General features: G+C 53.7%; 25 protein-coding genes and 1 pseudogene. 17 read left to right on the forward strand and 9 right to left on the reverse strand.

Annotated features, from left to right (window positions below; genetic code table 11):
* Positions 1 to 210 precede the first annotated feature (210 nt).
* The 9 genes from EV681_RS09640 (at position 211) to fdx (ending at position 7,668) form a co-directional block, all read left to right on the forward strand.
* A complete protein-coding gene (locus EV681_RS09640; protein ID WP_130303808.1) occupies positions 211 to 1,215 on the forward strand; it encodes an LLM class flavin-dependent oxidoreductase in 1,005 nt (334 codons plus the stop codon).
* Between the two features lie 301 nt (positions 1,216 to 1,516).
* Positions 1,517 to 2,008 (forward strand): low molecular weight protein-tyrosine-phosphatase, encoded by a 492-nt coding sequence (locus tag EV681_RS09645; protein ID WP_014750521.1) that lies wholly within the window; start codon positions 1,517 to 1,519, stop codon positions 2,006 to 2,008.
* A 425-nt stretch (positions 2,009 to 2,433) separates the two neighbouring features.
* Positions 2,434 to 2,937: a Fe-S cluster assembly transcription factor gene (locus tag EV681_RS09650; protein WP_014750522.1), complete on the forward strand. Its 504-nt coding sequence runs from the start codon at positions 2,434 to 2,436 to the stop codon at positions 2,935 to 2,937.
* 15 nt (positions 2,938 to 2,952) lie between these two features.
* A complete protein-coding gene (locus EV681_RS09655) occupies positions 2,953 to 4,164 on the forward strand; it encodes an IscS subfamily cysteine desulfurase (RefSeq protein WP_128394313.1) in 1,212 nt (403 codons plus the stop codon).
* Positions 4,165 to 4,184: 20 nt separating this feature from the next.
* Entirely contained in the window at positions 4,185 to 4,568 is a 384-nt protein-coding gene (gene iscU, locus EV681_RS09660; protein ID WP_014750524.1) for a Fe-S cluster assembly scaffold IscU, read from the forward strand.
* A gap of 5 nt (positions 4,569 to 4,573) precedes the next feature.
* The gene (iscA, locus tag EV681_RS09665; RefSeq protein WP_128394312.1) at positions 4,574 to 4,897 is read left to right on the forward strand and encodes an iron-sulfur cluster assembly protein IscA; all 324 of its coding nucleotides are present in this window, start codon (positions 4,574 to 4,576) and stop codon (positions 4,895 to 4,897) included.
* 2 nt (positions 4,898 to 4,899) lie between these two features.
* Positions 4,900 to 5,427 carry a Fe-S protein assembly co-chaperone HscB gene (hscB, locus tag EV681_RS09670; protein ID WP_242612181.1) on the forward strand — a complete coding sequence of 176 codons (528 nt, stop codon included), beginning with the start codon at positions 4,900 to 4,902 and terminating at the stop codon, positions 5,425 to 5,427.
* A gap of 12 nt (positions 5,428 to 5,439) precedes the next feature.
* Positions 5,440 to 7,302 (forward strand): Fe-S protein assembly chaperone HscA, encoded by a 1,863-nt coding sequence (gene hscA, locus EV681_RS09675; protein WP_130303810.1) that lies wholly within the window; start codon positions 5,440 to 5,442, stop codon positions 7,300 to 7,302.
* 24 nt (positions 7,303 to 7,326) lie between these two features.
* Positions 7,327 to 7,668: an ISC system 2Fe-2S type ferredoxin gene (gene fdx, locus EV681_RS09680; RefSeq protein WP_130303811.1), complete on the forward strand. Its 342-nt coding sequence runs from the start codon at positions 7,327 to 7,329 to the stop codon at positions 7,666 to 7,668.
* A gap of 958 nt (positions 7,669 to 8,626) precedes the next feature.
* On the opposite strand, the gene EV681_RS09685 is transcribed toward fdx, so the two are convergent.
* Positions 8,627 to 10,576 carry a PhoX family protein gene (locus EV681_RS09685; protein WP_130303812.1) on the reverse strand — a complete coding sequence of 650 codons (1,950 nt, stop codon included), beginning with the start codon at positions 10,574 to 10,576 and terminating at the stop codon, positions 8,627 to 8,629.
* A 238-nt stretch (positions 10,577 to 10,814) separates the two neighbouring features.
* On the opposite strand from EV681_RS09685, the gene EV681_RS09690 reads away from it, so the two are divergent.
* Positions 10,815 to 11,186, forward strand: coding sequence for a hypothetical protein (locus EV681_RS09690; protein ID WP_130303813.1), 372 nt, complete (start codon positions 10,815 to 10,817; stop codon positions 11,184 to 11,186).
* On the forward strand, positions 11,183 to 11,377 hold the full coding sequence (locus tag EV681_RS09695) for a helix-turn-helix transcriptional regulator (RefSeq protein WP_128394297.1): 195 nt from the start codon (positions 11,183 to 11,185) through the stop codon (positions 11,375 to 11,377). Before EV681_RS09690 ends, EV681_RS09695 begins: the two co-directional genes overlap by 4 nt.
* 61 nt (positions 11,378 to 11,438) lie before the next feature.
* Here the strand turns inward: EV681_RS09695 and EV681_RS22520 are convergent, their stop codons facing one another.
* On the reverse strand, positions 11,439 to 11,615 hold the full coding sequence (locus EV681_RS22520; protein WP_165392990.1) for a hypothetical protein: 177 nt from the start codon (positions 11,613 to 11,615) through the stop codon (positions 11,439 to 11,441).
* A gap of 461 nt (positions 11,616 to 12,076) precedes the next feature.
* On the opposite strand from EV681_RS22520, the gene EV681_RS09700 reads away from it, so the two are divergent.
* The 5 genes and pseudogenes from EV681_RS09700 (at position 12,077) to EV681_RS09715 (ending at position 18,014) form a co-directional block, all read left to right on the forward strand.
* Positions 12,077 to 13,456: a dihydroorotase gene (locus tag EV681_RS09700; RefSeq protein WP_130303814.1), complete on the forward strand. Its 1,380-nt coding sequence runs from the start codon at positions 12,077 to 12,079 to the stop codon at positions 13,454 to 13,456.
* Positions 13,453 to 14,718 carry a Zn-dependent hydrolase gene (locus EV681_RS09705; RefSeq protein WP_130303815.1) on the forward strand — a complete coding sequence of 422 codons (1,266 nt, stop codon included), beginning with the start codon at positions 13,453 to 13,455 and terminating at the stop codon, positions 14,716 to 14,718. The genes EV681_RS09700 and EV681_RS09705 overlap by 4 nt, the downstream gene beginning before the upstream one ends.
* Before the next feature lie 30 nt (positions 14,719 to 14,748).
* A complete protein-coding gene (locus EV681_RS09710; protein ID WP_130303816.1) occupies positions 14,749 to 16,098 on the forward strand; it encodes an MFS transporter in 1,350 nt (449 codons plus the stop codon).
* Between the two features lie 14 nt (positions 16,099 to 16,112).
* A pseudogene (locus EV681_RS22830) lies at positions 16,113 to 16,295 on the forward strand (helix-turn-helix domain-containing protein); the annotation flags it as partial.
* A 39-nt stretch (positions 16,296 to 16,334) separates the two neighbouring features.
* Positions 16,335 to 18,014 (forward strand): LysR family transcriptional regulator, encoded by a 1,680-nt coding sequence (locus tag EV681_RS09715; RefSeq protein ID WP_242612182.1) that lies wholly within the window; start codon positions 16,335 to 16,337, stop codon positions 18,012 to 18,014.
* Between the two features lie 184 nt (positions 18,015 to 18,198).
* Here EV681_RS09715 and lysS read toward each other — a convergent pair whose 3' ends face one another.
* From lysS to EV681_RS09745, 7 genes are all read right to left on the reverse strand, one after another.
* Complete coding sequence (lysS, locus tag EV681_RS09720; protein ID WP_128394292.1) at positions 18,199 to 19,725, reverse strand: lysine--tRNA ligase; 1,527 nt, start codon at positions 19,723 to 19,725, stop codon at positions 18,199 to 18,201.
* Positions 19,726 to 19,839: 114 nt separating this feature from the next.
* Positions 19,840 to 20,592, reverse strand: coding sequence for an SDR family NAD(P)-dependent oxidoreductase (locus tag EV681_RS09725; protein ID WP_130303818.1), 753 nt, complete (start codon positions 20,590 to 20,592; stop codon positions 19,840 to 19,842).
* Between the two features lies 1 nt (position 20,593).
* Positions 20,594 to 21,698, reverse strand: a protein-coding gene (gene prfB / locus EV681_RS09730) for a peptide chain release factor 2 (RefSeq protein WP_130303819.1) whose coding sequence is annotated in 2 segments (ribosomal slippage) — positions 20,594 to 21,616 and positions 21,618 to 21,698 — 1,104 coding nt in all. Because the reading frame shifts where the segments join, the coding sequence is not laid out codon by codon here.
* 131 nt (positions 21,699 to 21,829) lie between these two features.
* A complete protein-coding gene (locus EV681_RS22525) occupies positions 21,830 to 21,976 on the reverse strand; it encodes a hypothetical protein (RefSeq protein WP_165392992.1) in 147 nt (48 codons plus the stop codon).
* Positions 21,977 to 22,117: 141 nt separating this feature from the next.
* Entirely contained in the window at positions 22,118 to 23,830 is a 1,713-nt protein-coding gene (recJ, locus tag EV681_RS09735; RefSeq protein ID WP_130304059.1) for a single-stranded-DNA-specific exonuclease RecJ, read from the reverse strand.
* On the reverse strand, positions 23,818 to 24,786 hold the full coding sequence (locus EV681_RS09740; protein ID WP_165392993.1) for a hypothetical protein: 969 nt from the start codon (positions 24,784 to 24,786) through the stop codon (positions 23,818 to 23,820). Before EV681_RS09740 ends, recJ begins: the two co-directional genes overlap by 13 nt.
* Before the next feature lie 440 nt (positions 24,787 to 25,226).
* Positions 25,227 to 25,622, reverse strand: a complete 396-nt coding sequence (locus tag EV681_RS09745; RefSeq protein WP_128394288.1) for a hypothetical protein — start codon at positions 25,620 to 25,622, stop codon at positions 25,227 to 25,229.
* Positions 25,623 to 25,787: 165 nt separating this feature from the next.
* On the opposite strand from EV681_RS09745, the gene EV681_RS09750 reads away from it, so the two are divergent.
* Positions 25,788 to 25,985 (forward strand): hypothetical protein, encoded by a 198-nt coding sequence (locus EV681_RS09750; RefSeq protein ID WP_130303821.1) that lies wholly within the window; start codon positions 25,788 to 25,790, stop codon positions 25,983 to 25,985.
* Positions 25,986 to 26,034 lie beyond the last annotated feature (49 nt).

Consider the following 26,034-nt stretch of genomic DNA (forward strand, 5'->3'; position numbering starts at 1 on the left):
GGACAGTCATGCTAAGGGCAGGGTTTTTCTCGCATTGGGTCCTTGCCTGTATTACTATTGCTTAGTCAACTATTTTTCCGTGCAGATCGGCGCGGCCAGCCGCGTGCTGTTTATTTGCGTCGCTTGCCAGGCGCGTAGCGTGCTGATCGTCTGCGCTTATACCTTCAGGCCCGTCAAAGGCGCCTGCTGTCAGAATTTTGCGAGGCCGTTGTGATTCCATTTTCAGTATTAGATTTATCTCCCGTCAACGAAGGCGAAACTACCCGCGAAGCATTGCATCATTCCCTGGCGCTGGCGCAGACCGCTGAAAAGCTGGGCTATCGCCGCTTCTGGATGGCCGAACACCATAATATGCCGGGGATTGCCAGCGCGGCGACCTCGGTTGCGCTCGGGTTTATTGCGGGCGGCACGCAATCGATCCGGGTCGGGTCGGGCGGTGTCATGCTGCCGAATCATTCGCCGCTGGTGATTGCCGAGCAATTTGGCACGCTGGCCTCGCTGTATCCCGATCGTATCGATCTGGGACTTGGGCGTGCGCCCGGTACGGATATGACAACGGCCCGTGCATTGCGGCGCGACATCCATGCTGCCGCAGAGCGTTTTCCTGAAGATGTTCAGGAGTTGCGGGCTTATTTTGAAGATGCGCGGCCAGGGCAGGCAGTGCAGGCGGTACCGGGTACCGGATTGCGCGTTCCCTTATGGCTGCTGGGCTCCAGCTTGTATAGCGCCCAGCTGGCCGCGCACCTGGGTCTGCCCTTTGCCTTTGCATCGCATTTTGCACCTACCGATCTGATGCCCGCGCTGTCGGTCTACCGGACTATGTTCCAGCCGTCAGCCTACCTGGACAAGCCGTATGCGGTGGCCTGTATCAATGTCATTGCTGCTGATACGGACGAAGAGGCCCGGTTTCACTACACTTCCATGCAACTGGCTTCGGTGCAGCTGTTCCGGGGCAAGCCGGGCAAAATGCCGCCACCGGTAGACAATATCGATGCACTGGTCACGCCCATGGAAAAGGCCGGTGTCGAGCAGAAGCTGGCTTATTCCATGGTTGGATCGCCGGCCACTGTACAGCATGGAATAGAGCGCTTTATTGAGGCTACTGGTGTCAATGAACTGATGATTACGTCGCGCATTTATGACGTGCAGGCCAGGCTCACGTCCCTGGCACTGACGGCGCCCATATTCAATCCGAGCGTCAACGCAAACGCCTGAATTTAGCGCAACTGGCGTCGCCGCAAGCAGGCGATACCGGCCGTTTGTGTGCATTGCAACAACGTTTTTCGCCGATGCACTTTTTTGGTGCGTAGATTGCATGAAAGTTGTGCTGTGCACTAAATATTTGGCTTTTGGCTATTTTCACTTGAATTTAAAGCGTGTATGATTTAAGTATCGTCGTACGGTTCGAATCACGGGTCTTAGCATCTTGATTTTTAAGAAAAAATCTCTATATAACTCGTATTGAAACGTAAATAACTCTTGCCTTTCTTAGGGTTTTCCATCACACTATATGGCTATGGTCACTAAAGTTCTTTTTGTATGCATGGGCAATATTTGTCGCTCTCCCGCTGCGGAGGGGGTCTTTCGTCGCCTTGTCGAAGAGGCAGGCTTGCAAGACTCCATTACGACAGATTCGGCCGGAACTCAGGACTACCATATTGGTGATCCTCCGGACGGTCGCGCCCAATTGGTGTCGAGAAAGCGCGGCTACGATATTTCCCAATGCCGCGCCCGGCAGGTCACTCCCAATGATTTCAAGGAGTTCGATCTGATTCTTGCAATGGATTGGGATAATCTGTCGTATCTGCAGCAAATTTGTCCAAAGCCGCAACAGCACAAGCTGATGCTGCTAATGCGATTTGCGAACGACTACGAAGAGGCAACGGTGCCGGATCCCTATTATGGCGGTCTGGACAGCTTCACGCGCATGCTCGACTATCTGGAAGACGCCTGTCAGGGCGTGTTCGAGATCATCAGCAAACGCGTCAAGCAATATCAGGCAGCTTAAGGCGGCTTCAAGTGGCAGCTAAATCGGCCATTCAGGGCCATAATGCTGCTATTAAAGTGGGCAGAAGTGGGCAGGAATGGCCAACAATGTCCTGAAGCAGCCTAAGGCGCAACCAAAGCGCTCATGTCGCGCTCAAGGGCTGGCATGTGCATGGCGCTCAGCGTCGGACCGGGCAGGGCAGCCTGCATCGGTCCAGGGGATAGGCAGGCAATCTGTCATCCCCGGTTTTATGCCCGGTTACTTATCGACGGGAAAAAACAGTTTCAATCTGTTGTCCTTCTGTCTATTGACTCCCCAGCCGGCGTTTCCCCTCTTGAAGGGCATTTCGCAACACCTTTTTATTGCATCGCATTAATCCCTAGTAATTTACTAGGGATTTTGCTATACTTGAGTAAATTACTAGGTTTATTGGCAAAGGATTCGCTATGCGTCTTACTACAAAAGGTCGTTTCGCTGTTACCGCCATGATTGATCTCGCCCTGCGCCAGAATGGCGGGCCTATTACCCTTGCGGCAATCAGCCAGCGGCAGAATATTTCCCTGTCTTATCTGGAGCAGCTGTTCGGCAAGTTGCGTCGTCACGAACTGGTCGACAGTGTGCGCGGACCCGGAGGGGGTTACACCCTGGCCAAGTTCGCTCGCGAAATCACCATTGCAGATATTATTTTCGCGGTTGACGAGCCCATTGACGCCACCAGCTGTGGCAGCAAGACAGACTGTTCGACCGGTAAGAACGGGTCGCTTAGCGGCAAATGCATGACGCATGACCTGTGGACCCGGTTAAATCGTACTGTTGTGGATTATCTGGACTCAGTTTCCCTGCAGGATCTGGTCGATCAGCAGCGCATGCGCCAGCTTGAGCACCAGACCGATTCCCCGGTTGTACAAATGAAAAAGACACCTGATGCCCTGGCATCTGTTATCGCTTAATCAGTGGAGTATAGAATGCTTAAATTACCCGTTTATCTGGACTATTCAGCGACCACCCCGGTAGATCCTGAGGTAGTTGAGAAAATGGTGCCATGGCTTTATGAAGAGTTTGGCAACCCCGCCTCGCGCAGTCACTCTTTTGGCTGGACAGCCGAAGAGGCCGTTGAAAACGCCAGAAAGCAGGTGGCTGATCTGGTCAACGCCGATCCACGTGAAATCGTGTGGACTTCTGGCGCAACCGAATCAAATAACCTGGCGATCAAGGGCGCAGCCAATTTCTACAAAGAACGTGGCAAGCATCTGATTACGGTGAAAACCGAGCACAAGGCTGTGCTCGATACCATGCGGGAACTGGAGCGCCAGGGGTTTGAGGTGACCTACCTGAACGTTCAGGACAACGGTCTGATCGATATGGACGTTCTAAAGGCGGCCATCCGCCCCGATACCATACTGATTTCAGTCATGTTCGTGAACAACGAAATCGGCGTCATCCAGGATATTCCAGCCATTGGCGAGCTGTGCCGTGAAAAGGGCATTATTTTTCACGTGGATGCAGCCCAGGCCACCGGCAAGGTAGATATTGATCTGGCCACGCTGAAAGTGGACCTGATGTCCTTTTCAGCGCACAAAACAAACGGCCCCAAAGGTATCGGCGCCCTGTACATTCGTCGTAAACCGCGCATTCGTATTGAAGCGCAAATCCATGGCGGCGGTCATGAGCGGGGATTCCGTTCCGGAACGCTCGCAACCCATCAGATCGTGGGCATGGGTGAAGCGTTCCGTCTGGCCAAGGAAAAGGGCCATACCGAAAACGAACGTATCCGGGCGCTGCGCGATCGCTTGTGGAACGGGTTGTGCACGATCGAAGAAGTGTATCTGAACGGCGATATGGAAAAGCGCGTGCCGCATAATCTGAACGTCAGCTTCAACTATGTAGAAGGTGAGTCGCTTATCATGGCAATCAAGGAACTGGCCGTATCCAGTGGTTCTGCCTGTACCTCTGCCAGCCTTGAGCCATCTTACGTACTGCGTGCGCTGGGCCGCAATGACGAATTGGCGCACAGTTCCATCCGGTTTACCATCGGCCGCTTCACAACCGAAGAAGAAATCGATTACGCTGTCGAACTCATCAAGTCCCGGGTCGACAAACTGCGCGATATGTCTCCCTTGTGGGAAATGGCCAAGGAAGGCATCGATCTGAACAGTGTTCAGTGGGCAGCGCATTAACAGTTTCAGGAGAAATTATCATGGCATACAGCAACAAAGTTCTTGATCACTATGAAAATCCTCGTAACGTAGGCTCGTTCGAGAAAGGCGACGAGTCTATTGGTACCGGCATGGTTGGCGCTCCGGCCTGTGGCGATGTAATGAAGCTGCAGATCAAAGTCAACAAGGAAGGTGTGATTGAAGACGCACGCTTCAAAACCTATGGCTGCGGCTCTGCAATTGCCTCCAGCTCGCTGGTTACCGAATGGGTAAAAGGCAAGACGCTGGATCAGGCGCTGGACATTCGCAATAAGCAAATCGCCGAAGAGCTGGCACTGCCGCCGGTGAAAATTCACTGCTCTATTCTGGCTGAAGACGCCATCAAGGCGGCAGTTCAAGATTACAAAGACAAACATACAGGTTAAGCACAATGGCAATTACCTTATCTCCGAAAGCGGCGCAGCACATTGAACGCTACCTCCAAAAGCGTGGTAAGGGGATTGGTCTGCGCTTGGGTGTGCGCACTACCGGCTGTTCCGGTATGGCGTACAAACTTGAATATGTTGACGAACTGGATACGGCTGACGAAGTATTTGAAAGCCACGGCGTGAAGGTCTTCGTAGATGCGAAAAGCCTGCCCTACATCGACGGCACCGAGCTTGATTATGCCCGTGAGGGATTGAATGAAGGATTTAAATTCACCAATCCCAATGAAAAAGCAGCCTGCGGCTGCGGCGAATCATTTACGGTGTAAACGTGACAGAGCAGGCAGCATCGCATTTCTCGTTATTCGGTTTACCTGAGCAGTTCGCCGTATCATTGCCCGACCTGGAACAGGCATGGAAAACCGTGTCTGCCAGGGTGCATCCCGACCGTTATTCCACAGCTTCGGCTGCCGAAAAACGGATCGCCATGCAATGGTCATCGCGCATCAATGAAGCCTATCAGGTCCTCAAAAATCCGCTGGCGCGGGCGCGCTATTTATGTGAACGGGCAGGGGCTGACATTGGCGCGGAAAACAATACGGCCATGGCCCCGCAATTTCTGATGGCACAAATGGAGTGGCACGAAGCGCTGGACGAATTGCGTGACCAGCCTGACGCACAGCGCGTGCGCGAGTTTTTACACACGCTGGAGCAGGCCGAGAACGACTTGTATGCACAGTTGCACACGCTGCTTGATGTCCAGAAGGACATTGCTGCGGCAACCGCAAAAGTGCGCGAAGGCATGTTCATTTCGAAAATCCATCAGGACGCCAAAGCGTTGCTGCGTCAACCTAAATAGAATTTTCAAAGCATGGCACTCTTACAGATTTCCGAACCCGGAGACTCTCCGGTCCCCCATCAACGTCGTTTTGCTGTTGGTATTGATCTGGGCACGACCCACTCGCTGGTTGCCGCAGTGCGCAACAGCATTCCCGAAGTCCTGGCCGACGAGAACGGCAAGGAACTGTTGCCGTCTGTTGTGCGTTATCTGGATGGCCAGGGTGTGGAAATCGGCTACCCGGCCGTTCGCAAGCAAAACACCGATCCGTTAAATACGCTGGTTTCCGTCAAACGGCTTATGGGCCGCTCCTATGACGAAGCGATCAGCATGAAATTGCCTTACGAGTTTTCTCCAGGCGAGGGTACCGTGCGCATTCGCACCCGCCAGGGCGACAAAACGCCGGTAGATGTGTCGGCACAGATCCTGGCCAAGTTGCGTCAGCGTGCTGAAGATGTGCTGGGCGACGATCTGGTGGGTGCTGTCATTACTGTGCCCGCCTATTTTGATGATACCCAGCGCCAGGCAACCCGCGATGCCGCACGCGTGGCTGGCCTGAACGTACTGCGCCTGCTGAACGAACCAACAGCGGCAGCGATTGCCTATGGGCTGGATAATGCCTCTGAAGGGGTGTTCGCTGTGTACGATCTGGGCGGCGGCACGTTCGACATCTCTATTCTGCGCCTGAGCAAAGGCGTGTTTGAAGTGGTTGCTACAGGCGGTGATACGCAACTGGGTGGCGACGATTTTGACGAAGCCATTGTGGCCGATATCATGAAGCACCATAGCCAGGAGCAACTGACTGTCGCAGATCGCCGGCTTATGCTGAGCCGCGCACGTCAGATGCGGGAAAAACTCTCTGGCGCCACCAAGGCTGCCTTTGAGGTGTCATTGTCCAACGGACTGAATATTGACCAGATGTTCCCGCAAAATCATTTCGAAAACATCAGCCGTCACTTGATCACACGGACGCTGACGCTGGTTGATGACGTGCTGCATAGCGCAGGGCTGACCCTGCAACAGATCGATGGCGTGGTGCTGGTTGGCGGTGCGACCCGTATGCCGGTCGTACGCAACCGCGTGCGCGAGTATTTCGGTCAGCAACCACTGACCGACCTGGATCCGGACAAAGTCGTGGCGCTGGGCGCAGCGCGCCAGGCCCACTTGCTGGCCGGCAATCGCGCCCCTGGCGAAGACTGGCTGCTGCTGGACGTGACGCCGTTGTCGCTGGGACTGGAAACCATGGGTGGTCTGGTCGAGAAAATCATTCCACGCAATAGCACCATTCCGGTAGCCCGGGCTCAGGAATTTACGACCTACAAAGACGGCCAGACCGCCATGAGCATCCATGTGCTGCAGGGCGAACGCGACCTGGTCACCGACTGTCGCTCGCTGGCGCGGTTTGAACTGCGTGACATCCCACCGATGGTGGCCGGCGCAGCGCGCATCCGCGTGACTTTCCAGGTGGATGCCGATGGACTGCTCAGTGTCACTGCCGCAGAACAAAGCACGGGCAAAGAAGCGCAGATTACCGTCAAGCCTTCTTACGGATTGACCGACGAGCAGATTACCGCCATGTTGCAGGAAAGCATGCAGAACGCCGGCGAAGATTCAGCACAGCGTATGCTGCGCGAACAGCAGGTAGATGCACGCCAGTTGATCGATTCAGTCAAGGCTGCCATGGAAAAAGACCGGGACCTGTTGAGCGAAGAGGAAATTCGCGACATTACCGAGCAGATTGAATCGCTATCGGGTCTGTCCGATACCGATGATATTGTCGACTGGCGTGACGCCACTGACCGGCTGGCCAAGGCCACCGAAGATTTCGCCGCTCGTCGCATGGACAGAAGCATTCGCGATGCACTCGCTGGCAAATCGCTTAACGATATCGCTTAACGACCTCATAACGGACCCAAGTTTATGCCCAAGATTACCGTATTGCCGCATCCCGATGTCTGCCCGGAAGGCGCCGTCATTAGCGATGCACCTGAAGGCACATCCATTTGCAGGATTCTGCTGGACAATCATATTGAGATTGAACACGCCTGCGAATTGTCCTGTGCCTGCACCACTTGCCACGTTGTGATCAAGGAAGGCTTCAATTCAATGGAAGAGGCCAGTGACGACGAGGAAGATCTGCTCGACAAAGCCTGGGGCCTGACTCCGGTATCACGTCTGTCATGCCAGGCGCTTGTGGCTGATAAGGATCTGGTTGTGGAAATTCCTAAGTACACGATCAACCATGCCAAGGAAAACCACTAATAGCTAGCCGCTAGCTGCCGTATCAGCTGAACAAAGAATGCCCCTGAATTCATTTGTGATTTTTCAGGGGCATTTTTTTTTCTGGACGCGCTTTTCAGTGCCTTGGCATGGGTTGTGTGCCTGTGCTCTTGTTTAATCTTGTTCAAGGTTATTGATGATCGTTCAACGCCGTTCGCAGTGCATCGACGATTGATCCCGGTAATCTTGTGGCCTGACTGGCAGCGTCAGTTGCGTGGCTGGCTATTGCTGATTACTCCCAAAGCCATTTGCTAAAAGAATCTGGGACAGATGACACCAAGCAAGCCCGTGACCATTGTAGGAGGAACTGCCTGTGGATGCGTGCGGACTGGCGGCGTAGCATTGACCAATACCCGGCAAATGACCAGCAGCAGCAATACAAACATCGCCCACGTCTTATAACCCATGGTGTGCCTCTAAGCCGGGTTTAGTCATTATCCTGTTGGATGGGTTCGGACTCATAATTCGTCTTTTTCTCTCAAGATAGCTGTAAAGGCAGTGCCTGTCTTGTGGGGACAGCGTCATATGCAGCGTTTGATTAAAAATTCGGAAATGGGCTGCGGCCTATGCGTGACAACACGATTGTGGCGCCGCAGGTGCAAGCCGAAATGAATACGCAGCAAAGGCGCAAGTATGACGCATGTGATCCGAAATTGAATTGATATGGATCAAGAAAAAGAAGACAATCGGTAAAATTCATATACAGGCAGCCACGTTTCAGGCGGACAAGGTAGCCAACGGGTGCTGGCGCCGCCAAACGCTGGGTACTGCCTTAGATTAAACACGCTTGGTTTGTGAGCGCTTTATCAGCAAGTGGTGTGTGCAATAACGATGCATCTGGGTCTTTAGCAAACCCGCCATCTCCGTGAGTGCAGGCAAACAAAGCCGGCCATCGAAACCTGCATTGCACAGGCTCCAGTGACCGGCAGAACCGGTATTTTTAAATCTTGACGGCTTTTTCCTTGCCGGTCAGATAGCCAACCGCTGCACTGAAGCGATCGTGATATTTTTCATCGATCAGCGGGGCGACCTTGTCCTTGACTACGTCATGCAGGCCGGGTTTGCCGCCTTTGCCTTTTTCCCAGTCACCGGGGTGCTGGAAGTTGCTCATGATGTAGGTCCAGCCGTTGAGCTCGTCTACCGACTGCAGGCCGGTGGATTCGGCACCGGCAGGGCAGGAAAGCAGACGTGCCAGTTGCTTGGTATCCACGTTGTAGGCCCACAGGAAATTATTGACGTGTGTGCCGCTGTCTTCGCCAATGAATAGCGTGCGCAGTTTTTCTGAAAACTTGATATTGTCCGGATTGGCAATTTTATCTGCGTTGGCCGTATTGCCCAGCGCATCGGGGGTTTTCAGATCTTCGCCGATCAGTTCTGCCGGTGGTTTCATGTCGACTGGAACCCATTCGCTGTTGATTGGCTTGCCAGTATTGTCTTTCTGTCCGGCTTTCAGATTCAGGGCATAGACGGCGCCGGCATACGGGCCTTGGACCTTGATGTCGCTGGAGCCATCCAGCATGGCATCGCGCACATAGGACATGGCTGAGTAGGCGATTTTATCCTTGGCGTTAACCGTTGTGCCTTCCATTTTTGAAAAGCCCATGCTACCGCCGGCAACTGCGGCGTGACGGTGGGTTTCCAGGAACGTGGCGGCTTTTTCCATGCCGGGTTTCAGCTTGACCCAGTTGACCTTCTTGTCAAAGACGATTTTTTTGAAGGAATCATCATTGGGGTCTTCCGTTTTCACTTCCATGATGTCTTCGGGCGCCAGCTTGTCAGCCAGCGCTTCAATTTCATCGCTGGTCGCATGACCCAGATGAATCCAGGTCAGATCGGCCGAGCCAGGGCCTTCGCCGCTGGTCTGGTGCCATTTTGCGACATACAGGTTACCGGCAGACAGGTCTTTTTCTTTGTCTGCAACAAACATGAACAGGCCGCCATGGTTGGCATCGTCGCCCATCAATGCGGTACGGTTGTCCGGCATCACCTGAATCAATTCATGTGAAATACGGCCCAGGTTGTAATGTTTCTTGATGGTGGCGGTGCCGTCGGGGTTGACCGTGACTTCAGGCATATGACCGTAGTGATACGGGTTGGCTTTTTTCTCGTCGCCGAAGAGTGCCTTGCTGAAGCCTTTGAATTCGTCGTTCTTGGCCACTTTGAAGGCATCCGGTTCATATTCTTCACTGGACAGATGCGTGTTCCATGGCGAGAGTGAGGCGCCACAGGTGATCCACAGACCATGCACACCAGAGGTATCGACATTGTGATATTTCACCAGCGACAGGTGTCCGGTATCCGGATCCTGGTCCAGTGTAAGCACGGCGATAGGAGAGGGCAGTTTGCCGTACATGTCGTCGCCATTCAGGTTGCGGGTGGTGTATTCGAATTGCACCACTGCAAATACTGTATTGCCTTTGACGCCTTCGACCTTGGCGTTGTCCAGCTTGAGCAACGACGTGCCATCGGGGCTGTCGGAGAAAATCTGGCGCTCTTTGCCAGCAACCGACGTGTCCATGATGGGTTTGTTATTGATATCAAAGTAACCGCCAGCGATGATTTCACCGCCTTTGCCATCGGGTACTTTATCGCCGGTCAGAAAGAACGGTTTGTAAGCCAGTTCAAACGTGGTGTCGGTGTTGTCGGCCCAGTTTATTTTCAGGGACGAGCCCACTGTAGTGTCAGCCAGCGCGGCAGGATTATCCAGTGTGGGTGCGGGCATGCCGATAAACTCGGCAGAGGCAAACGCTTTTTTTACAGCGTCGGCTGTCTGGGCGGTAGCAAAGCCGGCGAAACTGCCAAGCACACCGGTAGTAAGCGGCAACATGGGCGCACTGGCCAGGGCCATCAGGCTGCGACGACGGGATGGGGAGAATTGAGCGGATTTCATATGACGTGATCCTGTTGACAATAATGCGCAGATATTACAGGTTTAATATGACAGGAATTCGTACGGTGGCTGCCGAAAATTTTGTAAAACCGTATCGCCTTTAAATGTTGCTGAAGATAAAAAAAGCACGGCTTAACGGATAGCTGTGGCAATATTGCTATGTAAAACAAGCTTTACATTACATTTGAGTCAATGGTATAGTAAAGGTTCCTTTACATGTAATCTAAGGCGATTATTTATGAAACGCTATTTTCTAGAACTGGGGTCGAGCATAGTAATCTATATGATCGCGATTTTTGTCTCAACTTATCTATTGGACACTATTGGCGACGCTTCGCCCATACGCGTGGCAATTGCACTGTTGCCAATGATTCCAGCCGTTGGCATATGTTGGGTGGTCATTCGTCAACTTCGGCGGTTAGATGAACTACAACGAAAAATCCAATTCGAAGCCTTGAGCTGGGCGTTCGGCTTAACAGCAGTGGCTACATTCAGCTACGGGTTTCTTGAAACCGTTGGATATCCGAAATTGTCCTATTTCTTTATTTGGCCATTAATGGCAGTCTTTTGGATAATTGGAATTTTCGTTAGCCTCAGGCGATATTCATGAAGAATATAATTAAGCAGCTTCGAGCTGAAAAAGGCTGGTCTCAGGCCGATTTGGCTGCACTGCTAGAAGTATCCAGGCAAACTGTGAACGCGATCGAAAACGAGCGATATGATCCCAGTCTGCCTCTGGCGTTTACAATTGCACGAGTATTTGACAAGTCTATCGAAACCATATTTAAGGAAGACTCATAGGCCCCAATAGTAGGTGTCTCACACGAGTAACGGCACTATAAAAACCATTGAAGCAGACGCCCTAGCAAAACGCATTAATCGCGGTGATGGCGCCGGTGGTGTGACCGATGACCGCGATAGTCCCGACCGCCGCGATAGTCTCTGTGGCCGCGATACTCTCTGTGCCCACGATATTCTCTGTGGTGGGTCCGAGGGCGATAGTATCGGTGACGACTGTAATGGTTGTATTTTCTTTCATACTTTGGTCCGCTGTAGCGGTAACCATCACGATACCCATAATTGCGATCATGCACTACACAACCGGTCAGAAAAATGGCCAGAAAGCCAATAATTACAAGCAGTTTTTTCATTGAAGTTCTCCCTGTTTATTTTGCCGATATAGTAAACAGGATCAGCTTCGATATGTATTGCTCAGTTGTAAGCCGAATTTCAGTCCGGTACAGAGAAAGTGGGCACCGGGTGCTAACCCGGTCGTCGCGTGCAGCTCACTCTGAACTTCCCCAAATGCCAGGATCCCTGTTTTGTAGTTCATTTTTAAATATTAGTCTATTTCCTGCCGAGCCGTATATGCATGCAATCCGCATGTTCAGTTTATAGTCAGTATTTTGTTGTTCTAAAAAAACTATAGGTTCGATCGAAATTCAGAATACGACAGCGCCAACCGATTGTGGCACTCTTATGAAAAATCTAGGAGAACGTATGACTGAATTTGATTTGCTGGTCACTGGCCATCTGGTATTGGCGCATGGAGAAATTTCCAACGGGTATGTAGCCATCCACAAGGGCAAAGTGGCTCATGTAGGGTCGGTCGAGCATGGACTGCCGGCTGCGAAGCGGACAGAGCAGTTCACAGATTGCTATATATTTCCTGCAGCCATAGATTCACAGGTGCATAGTCGCAGCCAGAAAGGGCAGGAGGATTTCCTCTGGTCCACCCGCTCAGCGGCGGCCGGCGGCGTCGGAACGATTGTAGATATGCCTTACGATGCAGGAATGCTGATTTGCAATGCGCAGCGGTTTGAGCTGAAAAAACAGGAGGCCCAGCAGCAGGCAAGGGTGGATTTTGCGCTATATGGAACCGTACATCCGGATGAAGGGGCCAGCAAAATCGATGAAATCGTCGCTGCCGGCGCGATCGGCTTCAAGTTTTCTACGTTCGGAACTGATCCAGAGCGTTTTCCCCGTATTCCAGCCTTTACCATGCACGATTGTTTTGCTGCCATCAGCGGATACGGGTTGATCGCAGGGGTTCATAATGAAGATGATGAAGTCGTCAAGCACCTGATTGAACGGGTTCGGGGCCGGGGCCAGACAGATTATTCCGGCCACTCTGCCAGCCGGCCCGTATATGCGGAGAATCTGGCTGTACTCCAGGTATATGAACTGGGGGCTGATACCGGCTGTCGTGCCCATGTCGTGCATTGCTCCAATGGCCGTGGCTATGAGATTTGCGCGTCATACCAGCGCCAGGGGTATCCCGCGACGATGGAAGCCTGCCTGCACTATATGGTGTTGTCCGAAGAGGAGGATGTCAGCCGTCTGGTGGGGCGGGGCAAAGTCAATCCGCCTATTCGCGGCAAGCGCGAGCGCGAAGCGCTCTGGCAGCATCTGGCAGCCGGCAATTTGACGGTCGTATCGACTGATCACGTTAGTTGGTCGCTGGATCGCAAGACCAGTACAAATATGTTTGACAATGCATCCGGTGCAACTGGCCTGGAAGTGTTGCTTCCCATGATGGTCACTGAAGCGGCAAGACGTAATATTCCATTGAGCAAGGTTGTACAGGTATTGACCTACAACGTGGCACGGCTTTTCAGCATCCAGGATACGAAGGGTGCGTTGGAAGTAGGGCGTGACGCTGATCTTGCCATTCTGAAAAAGGATCCATACGTATACGACGGCAAGGCCAGTGGCCAGAATTTCTCGGATTGGAGCCCGTACGATGGGCGTACGATCGACTTTAAGGTGAAGAAAACCATGGTGCGAGGCAACTGGGTATTCGATGGCAGTAATGTTACCGCTGAGCCAGGCAGTGGCCAGTTTATTCGTCCCTTATCAACAGCAGGATTATCGTCATGATGAAAGCCAATCAGCAGCGCTATTGGGATGCCCTGATGGAACTGGGCGCAATTACAGATGCGGCGCTGCCTTATACAAGGCGATCCTTTAGCGAGACTTTCCTGGAGGGGCGCCAGTGGATATCCGAGAGGATGCAGCAACTGGGCATGGTGGTGCATGTGGATGCGGCTGGCAATCTGGTGGGGCGCCTGGCCGGTACGGATAAAAACGGGGCAGTGATCGCTGTCGGTTCACATAGCGATACGGTGCCCGGCGGCGGGCGCTTTGATGGCGTCGCCGGCGTTGTTGCCGGGCTCGAATGCGTGGCCTCGCTGCAGGAGCGCAATATCAAGTTAAATCATACGCTCGAAGTGATTGATTTCCTGGCAGAAGAACCCAGTGAGTGGGGCCAGTCATGCATTGGCAGCAGGGGCATTAGTGGTCATTTGTCAGAGGATATTCTGCGTTGTCCACACCCGCAGACCGCAGAACTGCTTGCAGACGCAATCGTTCGTATGGGCGGCAGGCCAAATGCCCTGGTCAAGCGAGACGATATCAAGGCATTTTTTGAAATTCATATTGAGCAAGGCTGCGTGCTGGAAAACGAGGCCTTGCCGATTGGCGTGGTCAGCGCCATTGTCGGCATTATCAGGGTGCGCATCAAGTTTAAGGGGCAGGCTGCGCATGCGGGGACGACGCCCATGCATATGCGTAGTGATGCACTGCTCGCTGCAGCACAGACCGCCTGTGATATTCGCCAATTTGCAGCTCAAATGGCCAGCGACAAGCCAGAGCATTACGTTGTGGCCACTTGTGGCCAGTTCAATGTCAAACCGAATGCCAGTAATGTCGTGCCAGGGTTTGCCGAAATTTCAGTTGAAATGCGCTCGGATCATCGGCCCAGCATGGAGGCCTTGCACAGGCAGCTCGAGCAAATTGCTGCTCAGGCCGCAGCAATGAATCAGGTTACGCTGCTATCTTGCGAGACGGTCACCGATACCCAGCCCGTCGTCTGTGCCCCGCAACTGATGGCGCATATTCGTGATGCCAGCGACAGCCTTGGGTTGCCGTACAAAGTGATGCCCAGCGGTGCTGGCCACGACGCAGCATTTTTAAGCCATATCAGTCCTTCAGCAATGATCTTCGTGCCCAGTAAAGGGGGTAAAAGTCATTGCGCGCACGAGTGGACGTCGGCAGAGGAGCTCACCCAGGGTATCAGCGTGCTGATCGATGCGATAGAGCGATTCGACGGTTCAGCAAAAAAATTAAAACAATCAGCTTGACGTTGATCGTCGAGTATCAAAGGACGAAATATGGATAAAATTCAAGATTACCGGGGGACGGGAGCAACGGATGACGGCGTGCCGGCCTACCCAGCCAGCTCTCAGGCGACCACGAAAAACGGCAACGGTAAAACGGCCAAGGCTGTGGCGGCGGCCTCCATAGGTAATGCGCTTGAATGGTACGACTTCAGTGTATTTGCTTTTTTCGCCAGCTATATCGGGCACAGTTTTTTTGTAGATGGCAACGAGGTATCGGCACTGATCAGTACGTTTCTTGTGTTCGCTGTCGGATTTATCGCGCGACCCATCGGGGCATTGTACCTGGGCTCCTATGGTGATCGGGTAGGGCGCAAGGCGGCACTGACGCTGACGATCGGAATCATGGCAGTGGGTACGCTGATCATCGCGATTGCGCCACCAGTCTGGATGATTGGTGTGGGCGCTCCTATTCTGTTGCTAGCCGGGCGGCTGCTCCAGGGATTCTCTGCCGGCGGTGAAATTGGCGGCGCGACAGCGTTTCTGGTGGAAAGCGCTCCTGTGGAAAAGCGCGCCAGTTATGCGGCATGGCTCCAGGCAAGCATGGGGGTCTCAAACATTCTGGCCGCGTTCATGGGCATGATGATCACAACGTATTTTGATGATGCGACCATCTCTCTGTGGGCGTGGCGCATTCCCTTTGTCGTTGGATTGCTGATCGTACCTCTGGGTTATTATATCCGTCGCACGCTGGATGAAACTCCGGAGTTCGAAGCACAAAAGAAGATGCGGCCAGCAGACAAAAAACCGTTGCTGGACATTGTCCGCCTCTATCCGCGTCATATGATCTTGGGCGTTTTGTTTTCAATCCTATGGACCGTGTGTGTGTATGTGCTGGTCATTTATATGCCGACCTATTATGCGTCACCGGTGATTGGCTTGGGGTTCTCCCGGAATCAGGCGTTTACCGCATCGCTGTTGGGCAATATATTCATGGTGATTGGCTGTGTCTTTGCCGGTAGACTGGCAGACCGTATCGGCGCATCCAAAGTATTGCGTGCCGGGTGCGTGACACTGATGTTTATTTCCTGGCCGCTACTGACCTGGTTACATCAGTCGCCGACCATGACCAACCTGATCATAGTCCAGATTTTGCATTGTTCTGCAGTCTCGCTATTTGCCGGGGTTGCGCCTTCAGCACTTGCGCAACTGTTTCCCATACAAGTCAGGTCCAGCGGCATGGCAGTCTCATACAATATTGCTGCGATTTTCTTTGCGGGCTTTACTCCTGCTCTGATGACATGGGCGACCACAGTAGATGTCATGGCGCCGAGCTATTACATGTTTATTGCATCTGCGATTGGTCTGCTTGCGACGATAGGAATGTACAGGCTCAAAAGGTAAGTCATAATAGTGTTATGACCCTTAAACCAAGCCATATCCTGCAGCAGCTTGAATTCAGGAATCTCATCCGTTTTTGTCATCTGTGCCAGACGCGAAGTCTGGCACAGACGGCTGCGCAGCTGGGTATTGCGCGGTCGGGCATTAGCGACTCGATTAGCACGTTAGAAGGGGTGTGTGGCCTGCCGTTATTTCGGCGCGAATTTCGACAGTTCATTCCCGATGATTCGGCGTTAATCTTGAGTCATCATTTTTTGCGACTGTGCCTGCTGGAAGATTTTGCCTGTCGATACACACAAGCAGCCTGCCATGAGAGGGGCTGGATCCGCATCCGCTTTCCCTATACCGCTTATCGCGGACAAACCAGCGCTGCTTTTTTCGATGCGATCTTAAGGACCCAGCGGCAGTACCAAAATACACTTTTCAGTGTTGAGTTTTACGACAGTTATCTTCAGGAGTTCGACAGTCGGGAGGAATGGACTCCCCCCTGGCCACGGCTTGCGCAAATTGATATTGTGATCAGCCCGATTTTGGAAAATCCAGGCGCCAATTCAATTCTCAAGGCTGGCGGCTGGCTCCTGTTGCATTCGCAAGCGGTGCAATCGACTTCGGGTCGCGCCGGGACAGATAGCCGGTATGAAGGCAGGGTTTGCATTCCGCGCATGCCCTGGGCGCTATTGCAGCAGGCCATGCAGGTATGTGCACAATTGCAACTAGACTATGAATATGACGATCGTGATTATCTGCAAATCATGATGCGTCCGCCCCAGGATAACCGTGTTTTTCTGGTCAACCAGCTTTGTCTGGATGCGACTTTTGATGCAAACTGGCAGCTTAGCCCTGTGGACAGTACGCTGATGTCTGCGGTTGAACTTCGTGACTACGATGATCATCCCGGCGCGCAACTGTTGCTCCATAATTTGCGCCGTGTCATGGATCGTCCGGCGTCCGGCTCACAGCCTTTTTCGCCCGAAACCACGCTAAGGCAATGGCATTATTTTGGCCTGGTCGCCGAGCAAAGTTCAATTCGCAAGGCTGCGGCCCAGCTGTATATGGCCCAGCCAGCGCTGAGCACGCAGCTCAAACGTTTTGAATCTTCTCTGGGCTCGGTCCTGATTGATCGGCACCAGGGCACCCGGCAACTGGCCCTGACGCCTTCAGGCGCGTTTGTATTGGACGTGCAGCAGGGTATGCGGCATATGCTGGCTGCCATACAATCCTTTTTGCAGACCCGGCGATTACAACAAAATCAGAGATTGTCCCTGGGTGTGGTGCCAAGCGCAGACGTCAATAGCAGACTCAGCGAGCTGATTGTGAATCAGGTGGCAAAATGGCAGGCGCATTATCCGGATGTGCGACTCGAAATTGTCGAAGATAAGCAGCAAGTGCTGGTCGGGCTGTTACGCAGCCAGCATATCCATTTGGCATTTGTCGAAGACAACGTTTCCTGGCTGGTGCAGGAAGCGGTATCAGCGCCAGAATCCATCGGCCTGGTGGTTGCGCCAGAACTGGCGAACCGATTGGGTATTGTGCAAGGTCAATCGCTCGATTGGCATTCACTGGGTGATTATCCACTGGTATTACCCAGGCGCGAATCAGGGTTGCGTAAGCTTATTGACGACCACTGTGTCGGCCAGGGCGTTACGCTGGTTGCTGATGTGGAGTCCGATAGCCTGAATATTAACCAGCGCTGGATTGCTGAGGGAAAGTATGGCTCGCTATTGCCCCGGTCGGCGGTCGAAAGTCTGATATCCGTGTGCAAAGCATGGTTCATTCCGCTGACCCCGGTGCTGCATCGGACGATAAGATTATCATATTTGAAAAATCGCCAGCTTAATCCTGTGGAAAAAAATCTGATCGATTACCTGCAACTCGAACTGGAAGACGTGCCAGGAAAGCACCATACGTCGCGCGCCTGAGCATGAGGTGTTGCCCCAGGTGGTCGGTTTTGCCGGCAATACTTGCGCGCTGCAGGCCGTTTGAAATTTTCGTTGTACTTTTTCATGAAAAACACCCCAAAGGTTGAATTTAAGTTCAACTTTTGGGGTGCAGTTCAGATCGCCACCTTTTCCGTGCAACATTACGTCGCTCATCAGTGCGGTATCAGTCTTCCTTGCGCAGGTGCGGGAAGAGCAGTACATCACGAATGGTCGGGCTGTCAGTCAGCAGCATAATGTATCGGTCAATGCCGATGCCGCAGCCACCAGCGGGAGGCATACCGTATTCAAGCGCACGAATATAATCGGCGTCGTAATACATGGCTTCTTCATCGCCTGCATCCTTGGCAAGAACCTGTGCCTGGAAGCGTGCCGCCTGGTCTTCGGGATCATTCAGCTCGGAGAACCCGTTGGCAATTTCGCGACCGGTAATGAACAGTTCAAAGCGCTCAGTGATTTCCGGGTTGCTGTCCGAGGCGCGCGCCAGCGGAGAGACTTCTACCGGATAGTCAATGATGAAGGTCGGATTCCACAATTGTGATTCGGCCGTTTCTTCAAACAATGCCAGTTGCAATGCGCCAATACCGGCGCGCCCCAATACCGGGCCATCAACCTCGGCGCCCAGCCGGCGCAACTCGGTTCGCAGGAAATCCACATCATTGAGCTGTGTTTCTGTATAACCTTCGGCGTACTTCATGATGGCCTGCGTGATCGTCAGGCGATCGAACGGCTGGCTCAGGTCCAGAGGTTTGCCCTGATGGGTCAGAACCGCGCTGCCGGTCGCTTCAATGGCAACATCGCGCAGCAATTGCTCGGTAAAGTTCATGAGCCACTGATAGTCGGTGTAGGCCGCATAGAACTCCATCATCGTAAATTCAGGATTGTGCCGCGGGCTGACGCCTTCGTTGCGAAAGTTGCGGTTGATCTCAAAGACCCGTTCAAAGCCGCCTACGACAAGCCGTTTCAGATACAGCTCGGGTGCGATACGCAGGAACATCTGCATATCCAGCGCGTTGTGATGGGTCACAAACGGCTTGGCTGCGGCACCGCCGGGAATTGGGTGCAGCATGGGGGTTTCCACTTCCAGAAAGCCCGATTCGTTCATGACCGAACGCATAGCGGCAATGGCTTTGCTGCGCACCTTGAAGGTGTTGCGTGATTCTTCGGTCATGATCAGATCGACATAACGCTGGCGATAGCGCAGTTCCTGGTCGGCAATGCCGTGGAATTTGTCGGGCAGGGGTCGCAGGGATTTGGAAATCAGATTGATCGATTCAGCGTGAATCGAGAGCTCGCCCTTGTTGGTCTTGAAGACGCGGCCACTGACGCCGATGATGTCACCGATGTCCCAGGTCTTGAACTGTTCGTAAACCTCTTCACCCACGCCTTTTTTGTCCAGATAAATCTGAATGCGCCCGCTGGCGTCCTGGATGGTGGCAAAACTGGCTTTGCCCATAACACGCTTGAGCATCATGCGGCCGGCAACACAGGCAGGATTTGCCTGAGGGTCCAGGGTTTCTTTGTCGAACTGGTCAAACTGTTCGTGCAGGGCCTGTGCCTTGTGTTGCGGTTTGAAGCTGTTGGGATAAGCCACACCTGCCGAGCGCAGGCGCGACAGTTTTCCTCGTCTTTCGGCGATGAGTTTGTTTTCGTCCACTTCGGTAACGGGCGCGTCTTTCTGGTTGTCGTTCATAGGGTTTGCTGATGTTTAGCTTGGCATGTCAGACACATGTGACATGCCAGGGTGAATGGGTTACAACATTGCGGCGCGCCGCCCGGATAGGGCAACGACGCTGCTATTGCCTGGTTACTGGCTGTACTGGCGTATATCATCAAGTTCTTTGCTGGCAAAGTGCTCGCTATTGATATACCGAATAATATTCTCTGCCACGGCCTGGGGGCTGCGCAGCACACCGGTTTCGTTCATTGTGTTAAAGCGCGCCAGATCTGGGAAATCGTCTGTATTGCCGGACCGAATGGTAGCCTGCATGCTGGTGTCGATGACGCCGGGGGCAAGCGAAACTAGCCTGGCGTGCGGCGCTTCAAGACGGGCGACACGTGTGTACATGTCCAGCGCAGCCTTGGTAGCGCAATAGACGCCCCAGCCGGCGGTGGGCGAGCGTCCGGCGCCCGAAGAGATGTTAACGACCCGTACATCTGCGCCCAGCGCGCGGGTGGCGCGTAGCAGGGCGGTGGTCAGCAGCATGGCGCTGGTCACATTCAGATTGAATGTGCTGGATATGGCATGGGCGTCGTCGAGCGTATCGTACTGGGCGACCGGGCCCAGCGAACCGGCGTTGTTGATCAGCAGATACTGGTCTGCGGTCTGATCCAGCTGGGCAAAAATACCCAATGCAGCTGCTTCGATATGCTGCACATCTGACAGGTCATGGCCATAATGAATATGCTGGCACCCGGATGCCTCGGCCAACTGCTGCGTTTGCGGGTCGATGTTGCGCGATACGGTAATGAGCTGGCGCGCGCTACCGGCCAGGCTGCGGGCCAGTGCTGCACCCAGGCCACGCGAAGCGCCGGTCACGATAGCGATGGTTCCACTCATATCAAACTCCCTGCTTTAAGCTGGCTTCGATAAACGGATCAAGATCGCCGTCCAGTACTTTTTGGGTATTGGATATTTCGACGTTAGTGCGCAGATCCTTAATGCGGCTATTGTCCAGCACATAGGAACGGATCTGATGACCCCAGCCCACTTCGGTCTTGGCGTCTTCCAGTTTCTGCTGTTCGGCCAGACGGTTGCGCATTTCCAGCTCGTACAGTTTGGAGCGCAGCATAGACATGGCTTCGGCCCGGTTACGATGTTGCGAACGGTCATTCTGGCACTGTACAACAATGCCTGTCGGCATGTGGGTAAGCCGCACGGCCGAATCGGTTTTGTTGATGTGCTGACCTCCCGCACCACTGGCGCGGTAAGTATCGACCCGCAAATCCGCTGGATTGATTTCAATCTCGATGGAGTCATCGATTTCGGGGTAGACGTAAACACTGGCAAAGGAAGTGTGGCGTCCATTGGATGAATCGAACGGGCTTTTGCGCACCAACCGGTGTACACCGCTTTCCGTGCGCAGATAGCCGAATGCGTATTCGCCTTCGACCTTGATGGTTGCCGATTTGATACCGGCTACGTCGCCATCTGACTCTTCCAGCACTTCGGTTTTGAAGTCCTTGCGTTCGCAATATCTGAGGTATTGGCGCAAAAGCATGGAAGCCCAGTCCTGAGCCTCGGTGCCGCCGGCACCGGCCTGGATGTCGACAAAGCAATTGAGGGGGTCGGCCGGGTTGGAGAACATACGGCGAAATTCGAAGCCTTCGATGATCTTGCCAAAGCCGTCGGTATCTTCTTCGATGGCAAGCAGGGTCGCATCGTCATCGTCGGCACTGGCCAGTTCGAACAGTTCTTGTGTATCGCGGATATTTTGTTGTAGTTCATCCAGGACCAGGACGACATTTTCCAGCGTCTTTTTCTCCCGGCCCAGTTCCTGGGCTTTCTCGGGATTATTCCAGACGTCTGGGTTTTCCAGCTCCAGGTTGACTACTTGCAGTCGTTCCGATTTGGATTCGACGTCAAAGATACCTCCGAAGCGCGTCCTCGCGCTCTGCGTAGTCTTCGAGACGGGCGGCGAGTTGGTTTTGACGTTCTGCTTCCATGCGTGTTATTCCCTTGCTGAGTAATTTTGCTTAACCCTTTATTTTAGCGCACCCGCGTGCCATGGCTGGCCGAATGCCGACATTGGGCTGCAAAACTTGCTCAGTGCTCCTGCAGGGCGTGTCTCATTCCCCTAGCGCGCAGGTTGCTGGCCGGACACATTGCCGAAGGCGCCCCCGACCGTACCAACCACACCGTCGATATGCTGCCCGGGTGTGCCGGTTGTTGTACAGGCGCTCAAAGCCAGAAGGGTAAACAGAAGGGCGCTGGTAAGTTTCATAAGTTTTCTTGGGAAATAAAAAGGCAGCGTAACAAATTGCCGTCTGCTTGCCTTGTCGGGACGGTAAACGTTGTAACAAGAATACCCGAAAACCGCCCGTTTGATAGCGATCGTAATAAATGGCTGGCCGCAGTGGCAGCACTAGAAGGCAGCAGGCTCGGCGTGACGCACCATCAGTTGCACATTTACAACGCCATTCCAGGCATTGGGCGCAATTTCATAAATAAGATCAGTGTATTCCGGCAAGGCCTCGGCATGATTGAACCAGATCGCATCGTATTGCTGGTTCATGCGTTCCAGGCGCAATTTGAGGTGTTTTTCCTTAAGCAGGCGCTGATTGAGCACTCTGAACGTGTCCCGGAAAAGCGGGGGAGGGAAACCTGCACCCCATACGTGCTCATGCAACATACCGGCCACTTCTGCTGTCGTAAAAAGGGGATCCAGCGACCCGTCGGTCTCGATCAGCGGCTCAAAGCTGTCTTTGCCGCTGATGCGGCGTACTGCCAGGTCAAAGGCTTCTTCGAATTCGGCAAAAGCCTCTTGCCGCAGCGTCAGGCCGGCGGCCATGGCGTGGCCCCCGAATTTGAGAATCATGCCCGAATGGGTTTTGGACACCAGATCCAGTACATCGCGCAAATGCACATCGGGTACTGACCGGCCGGAACCGCGCAGCTCGCCCGGATCCCCCGGGGCAAAGGCCAGGGTGGGCTTCCAGAATTTTTCCTTTAGCCGTGAGGCGACGATCCCGACCACGCCCTGATGCCAGTCAGGATGAAAAACGCAGACAGTGGCATTGCGGGCCTTTTCAGGCGCTTCCAGGCTGACCAAGGCTTGTTCGCTCATATCCTGTTCGATGGTGCGACGCCGATGGTTCATCGTATCCAGTTCGCGGGCCAGCGCCAATGCTTCAGCCTCGTCATCCGTCGTCAGGCAGCGGATCCCGATGCTCATGTCGGCCAGACGACCAGCGGCATTGATGCGCGGGCCGATGCGAAAACCCAGGTCCAGTGCGGTTGCTTCACGGTTGTCGCAACTGGCGACCAGGAACAGGGCCTTCAGACCCGGCTGCAACTGATTATTCCGGATCTTTTTCAATCCTTGCGATACCAGCAGGCGATTGTTGGGGTCCAGCCGCACCACATCGGCCACAGTTCCCAGTGCGACCAGATCGGCCAGCGCGTCAAGCCTGGGACCTGCTTTGGCATCAACCCAGCCACGGCGGCGGAACTCCGCGCGCAGCGCCAACAGGACGTAAAAAATCACGCCTACGCCGGCCAGGTTTTTGGATGGAAATTGGCACTCGGGATGGTTGGGGTTCACAATGGCGATGGCATCGGGCAGCGCATCCCCTGGCAAGTGATGGTCGGTGACCAGTACCTGCATGCCAAGGTCGTTGGCCGCTTGTACTCCATCGATGCTGGCAATGCCGTTGTCCACCGTAATCAGCATATCCGGCTTGCCGGCATGGTGTCGGCTGGCCAGTTCCACCACCGCAGGCGACAGGCCATAGCCGGTTTCGAATCGGTTTGGCACCAGAAAATCCACATCGGCGCCAAAGGCGCGCAAACCACGCAGAGCGACAGCGCAGGCAGTGGCGCCATCACAGTCGTAATCGGCAATAATCAGCAGTTTTTTCCTGGCGGCGATGGCATCGGCAAGAATGGCCGCAGCCTTGTCGGCCTGATTGAGTTCCGACGGGTTGATCAAGTCGCTCCAGGACAGGCGCGTCTGCTCGGACGAGGCCACGCCGCGGGCGGCCCACAGGCGGGCCAGCAGCGCGTGAATACCACTTTCCTGCAATTGTTTTTCATGGTCCGGATTCACCGGACGGGCTGTGATTTTTACTGAGACCACCATTGCTTCCATTGCTTGCGTTTACCGGGCAGCCACTTGAGCAGCGCCGGTGTAGGTTCCAGGGTAAGCGTGATCCAGCGGTCATCGCCGGTCAGGATCAGGCTGACTGGCATGGTAACAGGGTTGCCCCCAGATTGGGTTTTGAGGGCTGCCGCCAGTTCAAGTGTAAGTGCCTGCTCCACTGCGGGCAACAGCGCCAGCCAGTGGCCCCATTGGCGCTGGCGATGGGCCGCTTCCAGGTCGCGTATCACGATCGGCATTGCCGTTGATGGTGCAGTCAATTGTGACGCTGCAGCGCCGCCAAACAACCAGCCGCCATTGATCAGCGGCATTTGCCTGTCGCGTCGCGCCTCATTCACGGGGTGATGATGCCACGCAATCTGCAGTTCGCTAAGCAGGCGACGCAAGGGTTTGAAAGCATCCTCCTGAGGCCAGACGTGTGCCAGATCGGCGCTGGCAATCAGCGTCGGACTGCGTGAGGGTAAATTGAACCCTTCCGGTACCGCCACTGTCCAACCTTGCCGGGTGTGACCTGTCAGGGAGAACGGGGTATCGGTAAATATATCAACCGCACTTTCATAAAGTGCCAGGCTTTCCTGCTCTGTCACAGCAATGTCGCTCGCGGTCAGCATGTGCGCGCCGCTGTTACTCAGGCCAAAGTGCGCCAGTTGAAACAGCCAGACGGGATCAGTGCCTTGTGCTTCTGGCACCAAAATGGGCGCCAGGGCGGCGCAGGGCGCCTGACCAGGCGTGGGCGCAAATTGATAATGCTGCACCAGCCATGCTTCGTATGGTGTGCAGCCGGTCAGGTCTGGATCGGCCAGGTGAATATGCGGGGTGGCATATTCGAACAGGCGTCGCAGCAGCGTTGCGGTTTTTTCCAAATGGACGGCGGTTTCGCCTGCCACCGAATGCGGGGGAAGCGCCCCGGAAATGATCAGTTCCATGCTGGACATGCGCACATAATGACAATCCTGATTCTATGCAGCGCCAGGAATTCTGGCTTTTTGAAAAATGGTGAGAATGAAATAGCTTCGGACATGGATTTGCATGAGGCGCCATTCGTTGCCAGTGCATCGCATCCCGGTTCGGGGTTTGTTTGCAGGGCGCTCAGAGGGCTTCAATTTAAGTGACCAATCAGGGGATTATAACGGCTAAGTTACGGCAGTAAGCGTATCTGGGCCAGGACGGGGATGGGCTGGTTCCTGAATGCAGGTTATAGCCGGTGTTGTGTTTTGGCTGTGAACAACAGCGTGGTGTACGGGCAACGTGGGGGAGCGCAGTCACAAAAAATGCTGCCAGGCTCCGGACACCTGAGGGAAAGACGGCTTAACAGTAAAGGACGGTCGGGCCGGTAAGATAAGGGCGGTCAGATGGGTCAGTCTGACTTGCATGGTCATTTTCCGGGCTGTATTAACGCATTCTGTGCGTGCTTGATATCCTGAATGATGCTCTCTTCGATCAACTCGGCGTCTGAAGTGATGTTAACGCTGTATCCGTCGCCAATCTTCACCCATTTGCTGCGCTTGCTGCCTGGTCCCGCCATTTTGCAAGATACCTTGAAATTGTACTGGCTTTGCGCCGGAAGGCGGCTCTTGCTCTCACCTACCTCGTAGTAGCTGGTGACCGATATCTTGAGGTCTTTCTGGTCAACCTGGGCATCGCGACAGATACGTTCCCGGGAAATCAGTTTCCAGATCTGTTCTTCAGTGTTGTGTTTCGGGCGGAAAAAATAATTAAAAATGAGGAATGCAGCTATGCCTGCAATAATTAATACGCTATCAATACTCATTGGTTGTCCTCATTTGGGTAAGGGTAGGATCTTACCTATCATTTGCTCACTTAGGTAAGGTATTGGCCTTTTATGAAGAACCGTTTTTGCTTTTACAAGGTTTATGGCATTGATCCGGCCTCATGGGGGCATAATGGTTAGTCCAATCATCATAATGGATTCGACATGAGCAGAAAAGCCATACAAATATCAACATCACCGTTAAATGCAGGTGGCGTCGTGTTAATCACTGTGGCCAATGACGGTTCCATCTGGCAATCGAACAGGCAAAACACGTCGTCATTAAGTGATAAATGGTCAGAATGGACCAAGCTGCCGGATCTGCCTCAAGGGGACTATGACGAAGCGCTCAAAGAAGGGTGACAGCGAGCAAGTCACGCTATCTGTGCGCCCCCGGCTTTATCACCCTGGA

The sequence above is a fragment of the Advenella incenata genome (genome assembly GCF_004217095.1).
Taxonomy (GTDB): Bacteria; Pseudomonadota; Gammaproteobacteria; order Burkholderiales; family Burkholderiaceae_B; genus Advenella; species Advenella incenata.

Bases quoted from the DNA above. Each gene is read 5' to 3' on its own strand.
- EV681_RS09645 (WP_014750521.1), top strand. From the start codon at position 1,517: ATGGTCACTAAAGTTCTTTTTGTATGCATGGGCAATATTTGTCGCTCT.
- EV681_RS09650 (WP_014750522.1), top strand. From the start codon at position 2,434: ATGCGTCTTACTACAAAAGGTCGTTTCGCTGTTACCGCCATGATTGAT.
- EV681_RS09655 (WP_128394313.1), top strand. From the start codon at position 2,953: ATGCTTAAATTACCCGTTTATCTGGACTATTCAGCGACCACCCCGGTA.
- iscU (WP_014750524.1), top strand. From the start codon at position 4,185: ATGGCATACAGCAACAAAGTTCTTGATCACTATGAAAATCCTCGTAAC.
- iscA (WP_128394312.1), top strand. From the start codon at position 4,574: ATGGCAATTACCTTATCTCCGAAAGCGGCGCAGCACATTGAACGCTAC.
- hscA (WP_130303810.1), top strand. From the start codon at position 5,440: ATGGCACTCTTACAGATTTCCGAACCCGGAGACTCTCCGGTCCCCCAT.
- fdx (WP_130303811.1), top strand. From the start codon at position 7,327: ATGCCCAAGATTACCGTATTGCCGCATCCCGATGTCTGCCCGGAAGGC.
- EV681_RS09685 (WP_130303812.1), bottom strand. From the start codon at position 10,576: ATGAAATCCGCTCAATTCTCCCCATCCCGTCGTCGCAGCCTGATGGCC.
- EV681_RS09690 (WP_130303813.1), top strand. From the start codon at position 10,815: ATGAAACGCTATTTTCTAGAACTGGGGTCGAGCATAGTAATCTATATG.
- EV681_RS09695 (WP_128394297.1), top strand. From the start codon at position 11,183: ATGAAGAATATAATTAAGCAGCTTCGAGCTGAAAAAGGCTGGTCTCAG.
- EV681_RS22520 (WP_165392990.1), bottom strand. From the start codon at position 11,615: ATGAAAGAAAATACAACCATTACAGTCGTCACCGATACTATCGCCCTC.
- EV681_RS09700 (WP_130303814.1), top strand. From the start codon at position 12,077: ATGACTGAATTTGATTTGCTGGTCACTGGCCATCTGGTATTGGCGCAT.
- EV681_RS09705 (WP_130303815.1), top strand. From the start codon at position 13,453: ATGATGAAAGCCAATCAGCAGCGCTATTGGGATGCCCTGATGGAACTG.
- EV681_RS09710 (WP_130303816.1), top strand. From the start codon at position 14,749: ATGGATAAAATTCAAGATTACCGGGGGACGGGAGCAACGGATGACGGC.
- lysS (WP_128394292.1), bottom strand. From the start codon at position 19,725: ATGAACGACAACCAGAAAGACGCGCCCGTTACCGAAGTGGACGAAAAC.
- EV681_RS09725 (WP_130303818.1), bottom strand. From the start codon at position 20,592: ATGAGTGGAACCATCGCTATCGTGACCGGCGCTTCGCGTGGCCTGGGT.
- EV681_RS22525 (WP_165392992.1), bottom strand. From the start codon at position 21,976: ATGAAACTTACCAGCGCCCTTCTGTTTACCCTTCTGGCTTTGAGCGCC.
- EV681_RS09740 (WP_165392993.1), bottom strand. From the start codon at position 24,786: ATGTCCAGCATGGAACTGATCATTTCCGGGGCGCTTCCCCCGCATTCG.
- EV681_RS09745 (WP_128394288.1), bottom strand. From the start codon at position 25,622: ATGAGTATTGATAGCGTATTAATTATTGCAGGCATAGCTGCATTCCTC.
- EV681_RS09750 (WP_130303821.1), top strand. From the start codon at position 25,788: ATGAGCAGAAAAGCCATACAAATATCAACATCACCGTTAAATGCAGGT.